The sequence below is a fragment of the Methylacidimicrobium cyclopophantes genome, from assembly GCF_902143385.2.
Lineage (GTDB): Bacteria > Verrucomicrobiota > Verrucomicrobiia > Methylacidiphilales > Methylacidiphilaceae > Methylacidimicrobium > Methylacidimicrobium cyclopophantes.
Window position 1 is genome coordinate 1 of sequence record NZ_CABFUZ020000191.1, and the last position, 2,087, is coordinate 2,087.

Annotated in this window: 3 protein-coding genes and 1 pseudogene; 2 read left to right on the top strand and 2 right to left on the bottom strand. The window is 63.9% G+C overall.

The window, feature by feature from the left end; genetic code table 11:
- Positions 1-423 (top strand): uracil-DNA glycosylase family protein (locus tag FN369_RS08500; RefSeq protein ID WP_281290942.1); only part of this gene is annotated, 423 nt, incomplete at its 5' end.
- On the opposite strand, the gene FN369_RS08505 is transcribed toward FN369_RS08500, so the two are convergent.
- Positions 413-751: a glutaredoxin family protein gene (locus FN369_RS08505; RefSeq protein ID WP_142525732.1), complete on the bottom strand. Its 339-nt coding sequence runs from the start codon at positions 749-751 to the stop codon at positions 413-415. The two genes, FN369_RS08500 and FN369_RS08505, sit on opposite strands and share 11 nt — an antisense overlap.
- Positions 752-786: 35 nt before the next feature.
- The gene (locus tag FN369_RS08510; protein ID WP_142525733.1) at positions 787-1,788 is read right to left on the bottom strand and encodes a deoxyribonuclease IV; all 1,002 of its coding nucleotides are present in this window, start codon (positions 1,786-1,788) and stop codon (positions 787-789) included.
- A gap of 74 nt (positions 1,789-1,862) precedes the next feature.
- On the opposite strand from FN369_RS08510, the pseudogene FN369_RS08515 reads away from it, so the two are divergent.
- Positions 1,863-2,087 (top strand): annotated as a pseudogene (locus FN369_RS08515) (hypothetical protein); the annotation flags it as partial.

The following is a 2,087-nucleotide window of genomic DNA, read 5'->3' on the forward strand; positions in this document are numbered from 1 at the left end:
GGCCTCGAGCTCTCCGACTGCTTCGTGAGCGCAGCGGTCCGCTGCTGTCCGCCCCAGAACCGCCCCTTGCCCGAGGAGAGGAAGAGCTGCTATCCCTTCCTTGCGCGAGAACTCGAAACGCTCTCCCGGCTTCGCGTCTTCCTCGCCCTCGGCGGGGTGGCCTTCGAGACGCTTCTCGGTTGGATCCGGGAGCGATGGCCGGAGGAGGCCCGCTCTCTTTTCCGACCGCAGCCTTCCTTTTCCCACGGAGCGGAGATCGCGCTTCCGGAACACCGGACCCTGCTCGCCTCTTACCACCCGAGCCAGCAGAACACCTTCACCGGCCGATTGACCGAGGGGATGTTCGACGCGGTCTTTTTCCGCGCCCGCGAAATCTTGGCGACCGCTGGAAAGACGACGGAAGTGGGACGAGTTAAAAATTGAGCCGCACGGGAATCTCGCCGTGGTGCTCTCCCGAACAACCCTGGTCGGTCGGAGCGTCCACGGGATGGTCGCTCGCTTCGACGATCCCCTTGGCGATCAACCAATCCTCGAGTTCCTGGCCGCTGATGTCGGCGAGCAGCTCGCCGTCAACCTCGACACAGGGGGAAAAGGGCTGGCCGCTCTTCCGGATCATCTCTTCCCGGTAGGCGGGGACGTTGATGATGTCCCGGTCTTCGTAAGGAAGCTGATATTTCCGGAGGATCGCCCGGACACCCTGGCTCCATCCGCACGTCGGCTTCAAATAGGCAATAATCTTGGGTTGGTTCATGCTAAACGCTATATAGACCGCGAGAAGGTCGAACGCTACTGGTTTTTTTGGGCTTCCGGGCCCTTTTCGACGGGTTGCGGCGGGTTTTTGGGAAGGAAGGGGAGGATCGCTCGAAGGTTGCGGCAGTCAGCCTCCATCCCGTTTTCCTTCGGGGTTTCGAGCACCATCGGAAGGCTCGACCAGCGCGGATCCCGAAGGAGATTTGCGAAGGCGGAGAGGCCGAGGGTCCCCCGGCCCAGATGGGCATGGCGATCGCGCCGCGATCCGAAGGGGACTGCGGAATCGTTGAGATGGAGCGCAAAGACCCGTTCGGCGAGACCGAGCTTCTCCAGCGCAGCGGTGAAATCCCGGTAGCCGGCCGGGGTCGCGATCGGGTAGCCGGCCGCCCAGAGGTGGGCCGTGTCGAGGCAGAGGCCAAAGCGAGTGGGATCGGCCATCTCCCGCAGAAGCCAAGCCAGCTGCTCGATCCGCCATCCGAGCTGGCCTCCTTGTCCCGCCATCGTCTCGAGGGCGATCGGGACGGCGGGTTGTGGGGAGCTCTCCCGGAAGAGAGCCCGAAGCCGGTCGGCGAGGCGAAAGAGCGCGCGTTCGGGATCCTCGCCGCGCGCGGCCGCTCCCGGATGGAGGACGAGAAAGGGAAGGCCGAGGAGCTCGGCGCGTTTCAGTTCGTCGCGGAGTGCCGTGAGCGATCGCGCGGCCAGTGGCTCCGAGGAGGAGGCGAGGTTGAGCAGATATCCTGCATGAGCGAAAAAGAGGATGCCCGAGGCGGTGGCGGCTCTTCGAAAGGCTCGGGCCTCCTCCGCGCCGAGCCGGGGCGCTTCCCATTGCCGGCAGTTCTTGAGGAAGATCTGCGCGGCGGTAAAGCCGCATTCGGACGCACGCCCGACCGCCTGCTCGACTCCCCCGGCGATCGACACATGCGCGCCTAGAAGCCGGCCCGAGAGCTCCGAAGGGGCGAGGGGATGGGCGGGAGCCGTTTCGGCCTTCGGGCGCGCAGTCCCACCTTTCCTCCTTGCGAATCCTCGGTCTTTCTCCATTCTTTCCCGTCGGCTGTCGTCGAAAACGATTGTCTTTTTGACTCGCGGAGGCAAGATTCCTTCCCAAAACGCGCATGGCAACGTGCACTCTCTGGGAGGAAATTCCGGAAGAACTCGGTCACGAAATTCTTCTGGCCGTTCGAGAATCCGATAAACGGCTCTATCGCGTCGTCGTCGAGTTGACCAGCCGGCGCTTGGGCGTTCGGCAGGCCAAGCTTTTGGAGATGCCCAAGGTCGAGAGGCATCGGCTCTCCCGCCGAGTCCTTTCTCGTCCGGAGAGCGAGGAGATCTCCTCGCAC